This is a genomic window from Pseudomonas sp. GM24 (assembly GCF_000282235.1).
GTDB lineage: Bacteria > Pseudomonadota > Gammaproteobacteria > Pseudomonadales > Pseudomonadaceae > Aquipseudomonas.
In genome coordinates, this window is sequence record NZ_AKJR01000146.1 from 1 (window position 1) to 4789 (window position 4789).

Below are 4789 nucleotides of genomic sequence, written 5' to 3' on the forward strand. Positions count from 1 at the left end.
CTTCACCGCACGCTTTTCCCCACCGCAAATAGTCCAGGCCCTCGCGCTGCTCGCCGCGCTGGTCGGCGTGGCGACATGGTCGTCGCTGCTACTGACCTCCGCCGAATCACACACCCCGGCAGCGGCCCCGCAGTTGCTGGCGGCACGCAGTGATAGCCCGGCGTTGCAGTGGTTTTCCAATCAAACGGCGCCGATGGATATCAAGGTGAGCGGGGTGATGGCGGGGAGTCGGGGGGCGGTGGCGATACTGAGCCTGAACGATGGGCCGCCGAGGAGTTTTTTGCAGGGGGAGAAGGTGGGGCCTGGGGTGAAGCTGGTGGCGGTGGAGGGGGAAGGGGTGGTGATTGAGCAGGGGGGGGAGAGGGTAAGGTTGGGGGTGGAGAGGTTGGTGGAGGGGGTGGAGATGCCTAGGTTGGTGAGGCCGTGATTTCCGGGGTTCTGTGTCGTCTTTATCGTTTAGATAGAGGGGGCCAATTCAGCCGCCTTCCAGGAAGAGATAAATCGACAAGCAGAGTATTCGTGATGGCTTTCAGCCAGGTCCGGATTGCCGGCAGTGTTTGGCCATGAGCAGCCAAAATGGCGCAAAGGTCAAATACTGATCGAGGATCAAAGAAAATCGAGCTCCCCTCACTTTCCTGGTAGGCCTAAAGCTGTAAGGAAAGTGAGGGAGTCAAGACCGGAGAACTCACGAGGATTCAACGAGGCAAGGCTTTCGTGCATAGAACAACCTAGCCATGATGCTGGTGTGTGCGACCGCAAACGGTCTTCTTTGTGCGTGATGCATCGCGGTCAATATACTTCCTGACTGACCTTAGCGTCTAGCTCTTTGGAGAAATTAAAATCCCCCCATTTGGTAAACCAATACTCGCTATACTTTTTAAGTCTTAACAGATTGTTCGCTGGCAGGCCATACATCTGCAAAATTCTAATTTTAGTTTCTTTGCTAACGAAAGGGCATACTGTAAGATCTAATGCCAAGTGTACGAGTTCTGAGTCTCCGATTAATGAGTCCTGCTTTAATCTGAATTTCTCTAGTACATGTTTCTCTAATGCGCGTTTTATCAATGAGTATCGAGATTTTTTTTCTATATAGAAAATAAGTGTAACAATAGAGAAGTAATTTAAGCTGGACTTTGTCTGGTATTCGCCGTCTAAAAGCTCGAAGCCAAAGCTATAGGCGAGCACTTTTTCATCTATGCGATAATTCCTGCCTAATTGACGCATCAAAACCAAAAGGTACATAACTTCGATCTTCGCGCTTTTACCGTCGGAATTATGATCCATAACACTTCGACACCTCTCGTAAATTACCTGAGAGATCAATGCTCCATAGCTGAGTCCTATTGGCTCATGCTTGTAAAAAGAAAGAACACGTTGGCATATGCGACAAAGCTTAATGGTGGTATTTACTTTCGGCGATACCGCGTAGATAAAAAATACAAACCCAAGGAGGGCTTCCATTGATTTTGAAAAGTTTTTATCGGTACTGCTAATGTTTTCTGTTTTTTTGTGACTGTCAATCAAGTGGCCTACTTTGCGTTCAACTATGGAGAGTGAATAATTCAAGATTTCTCCGTAGTTAACTCCAGAAATTGCCAGTATGGATTTAAAATCAGTAATTAGAGAAGATCTACCAATGTAAATGTCTCCTCTTGGTAACGTCTCTCCGTCTTTAAGTGATGACGCAATTGTGTAAGCCAGAGTGCGATCAAAAAGATCAGATATGCGTTTTTTTGCGATAGATATCGGCGTGATTATAGGGCGATCTAACGTTTCTTCCTTTCCTTTATTTAATGAAAGTTTGTATAGCTTAAGGCTCTCCTGGAGCGTCATCTTTATTTGGTGGCATACTTCTTCGCTGTTGTAGAATACGAAATAGTCATCTACATAGCGATAAATTTTGAAGTCAGAATTATGTATATATCCCTTTTTAAGCAGCTTCTCGGCAATGTCAATATCAACTGCCTGTAGAATTATTTCAGCAAAGATTCTTGAAACTTCAGGGCCGATCAGTATTCCATTTGTTTCGTTATGGTTCAGCTTTTGCATTAGTGAATCAAACTTTCCTGCAAAAGATCCTAATATGCTCCTTAGATTTTGCTTTGCAAATTCTTTGCCATATATGGCCCATGCGAGCGAGTGAGTGTATATGTTATCAAAGCATCCTGATACGTCGAATTTAGTTAGGTGCCTAAAATCACGTTCACTGCGGAGATGCTCCCTAGATTCATAAAACTTAAAGACATTGCTGAATCGCTCGTACACAAAGAAAGATTTTAAATTCTCATAATTTTCACCATCTACTTCTACCAACGTGTCAGATTTATCCTGTCGTTCGATTTGCGAGCGAAAATCAATATAAGTACACCCAGCTATCCGTCTTGGTGATCGCAGGCTGAACTCACTCCGACCGGTATAGTAAATCATCAGGTCTTTAAATTGATCATAAAAATCTACCACCAATAACTGCGCTTTTGGATGCATCAGTGAAAGCTGTCGCAACTGATCTTGTTTATGAGTGGTGGAGAAAGTGAACGGGACAGTATGGATGAAATCCGATTTGTCTAAGTCAATGGTGGAGATGTTTTTGCCGTCTTGGGAAGTATGCCGTACAGTCTTGTTAGATGGGATTCCTAAAGCCATCTTCACAAGATTGTCTAATACGACATCTCTATGGATCCATGTGATTTTATTGGCATTCAACTTGATGGAGTGCTCACATAGAAATCTGTAAAAATACCTATTTGAGAAAACTATAGGGACTTCGTATGGAAGCACGTCAGACAGCACGACTCGCTCTACTGGAAAGTTTATGGATAACGCTTTCTTTCTAGACATGCTTCCAACCTCGCGAAAGTTCTGCAAGCTGGTTGGAATCAAAGTTTCTGAATAATTTCTCTTTGAATCCTTTTTCAAATGACAGCTTTGTAAGCTTTCTCGTTAATGACGGGCTAGCTATGCTTTTGAGTTTGTTTTGATAGTAATTATCTAGCCCTGAGAGTTGGCTGGTATCGGTTATATACTTGTTGCTAAAGTATACGCCAATGAATGCGTTGCTCTTTCTATTGAAGAGACGCATATTCCCGGTTAAAAAAAGACACCTGAGTATCAATTCCTCTTCTGATTTTTTTGGAATGAATTTGGATTTTGCCGCGTAATCTGAAAAGGCCTTGTCAATGCGCGACCTGTATTTATCTAGTTTTCTTTGACTTAGTCGCACGCCTGAAGTGCTGCTGGATACGTCAAATGCATATCCCAGATAATCAAATTTCCCTTTGAACTCGTCAAGTAAGTCGATAGATCTCGTTTTATTATTAAATCTTAGGCCTTTCTCATGCAATATCTCGCCGAGAGTGATTAAATATCTCGCCGCAAGCTCTTTTCGCTGAGGAGCATACATGAGGACCATGTCATCGACGTATCTGGCGTAATAAAAAATATCGTCCTGTCGTCTAATTTCAGCGTCAATGCTCGACAGATATATCTCAGATAAATAAGCACTGATCCCTATTCCGCGCGGCAACCCTCTTTCGTCGCCAGAGACGACGACATAATCTTTCATAAGTCTTGTTAAGATTCGCTTAATTAGTACCGAAAGTTCTGGGGCTTGGTGAATTCCATCTAGTAACTCCTTATGCCTGACGGATTCATAAAACGACTCTACGTCTGATCTTATTATGTATTTTGGTACACCATCTAAAGCTAGCGATTTTATTTGACTAACTAATATGTCGCGTGGCGGCATGCGAAGTTCGTACAAGATCTTCAGCGCTCTCTGAAGAAACCTGACCGCGAGAATTTGATCTAAGCTATTTCCGACCCCGTAGACTCTTTTCCCTCCAATCGTAACCGGCAGGAGAGCTACATTTATTCTGAATTCTTTGCCACTGATAACCCTAGAGACTCTTTCAAGTTCAGACTCAATCAAACGGTCGTGATGAGCTTTGCGTTTATCTATAACCGTATTCAGACGCGACATACGCTTGTCATAGAAGGCAGGGGTGATTTTGCCCGTGCGTAATCGATAGCGAGAGAAAGAGCGGAGCTTATTTAGTTTGTAAAGTTTGATTCTTATACTATGGGCGGCAGGAACGTAGCGCTCTTCAAGGTCCCCTCCCATTTCCCGGTCTCGGTCGAGCAAGTCATTAAGGTTCTTTATTGAGAATGACTGATCCATAGCTAAGAAAAACCTCCCTTATTCCATTTTTGTAGGGTGTTTATTTCGATAGGTTTAGCAAACGACTATGTTCCTCTTCTCGAAGCCACATTAAGGCTCGAAGATTGATTTGGCTAGACTGCCAATTTGAAATGTATCCTTCGCGATGCAAAACGTTTAGCAAATTGCAGCAAGTTGTTGATAAACATCAATGTTTAAAAAGACATCTCCAAACACTCTCTCAGGCTACATATCCTTGCGCCTTTGCCTACAGCTACGCCAGAATCCGCCGGCTTGTGCGCTTTTGGGTCGGATTCTATTGTGATCCGGTCGCTGACGAATCAGCGATCGGGTTTGGTAGCCCGGCTAGACTTGGCGCATAGCGTCACCCGATACAGGCCTTTTTTGGGGCTGTGTATTTATGGTGGTCATGCGCAGGGCGTCTTCGGGCGCGCCGGTTCTCCAAGTCACCGGTCTACCAACCTTCGTATGGCCACCACCCCTTCGTTTGGTAGCGAAAGATGATGGCTCCTTTTCTATGATTTGGAGATTCACTCATGATCAAACCAACACCCAACCCGCCAGAAATCGCCTCGGTTTCTCCCTACGAATCCATCGATTCCAAAAAACTCC

At 44.2% G+C, this 4789-nt stretch carries 3 protein-coding genes and 1 pseudogene; 2 read left to right on the forward strand and 2 right to left on the reverse strand.

Annotation, left to right across the window (positions count from 1 at the left end; genetic code table 11):
• On the forward strand, positions 1 to 427 hold a 427-nt coding region (locus tag PMI23_RS17345; RefSeq protein WP_007950017.1), incomplete at its 5' end, for a type II secretion system protein N.
• Between the two features lie 362 nt (positions 428 to 789).
• Here the strand turns inward: PMI23_RS17345 and drt3b are convergent.
• Together drt3b and drt3a are read right to left on the reverse strand one after the other, a co-directional pair.
• Positions 790 to 2838 carry an antiviral reverse transcriptase Drt3b gene (gene drt3b, locus PMI23_RS17350; protein WP_007919062.1) on the reverse strand — a complete coding sequence of 683 codons (2049 nt, stop codon included), beginning with the start codon at positions 2836 to 2838 and terminating at the stop codon, positions 790 to 792.
• Positions 2831 to 4177, reverse strand: a complete 1347-nt coding sequence (gene drt3a, locus PMI23_RS17355) for an antiviral reverse transcriptase Drt3a (protein WP_007919061.1) — start codon at positions 4175 to 4177, stop codon at positions 2831 to 2833. Before drt3a ends, drt3b begins: the two co-directional genes overlap by 8 nt.
• A gap of 536 nt (positions 4178 to 4713) precedes the next feature.
• Between drt3a and PMI23_RS30305 the strand changes: the two are divergent.
• Positions 4714 to 4789: pseudogene (locus PMI23_RS30305) on the forward strand (DUF6124 family protein); the annotation flags it as partial.

What these genes read in the sequence shown, in the direction of transcription:
- drt3b (WP_007919062.1), bottom strand. Translation starts at nt 2,838, where the DNA reads ATGTCTAGAAAGAAAGCGTTATCCATAAACTTTCCAGTAGAGCGAGTC.
- drt3a (WP_007919061.1), bottom strand. Translation starts at nt 4,177, where the DNA reads ATGGATCAGTCATTCTCAATAAAGAACCTTAATGACTTGCTCGACCGA.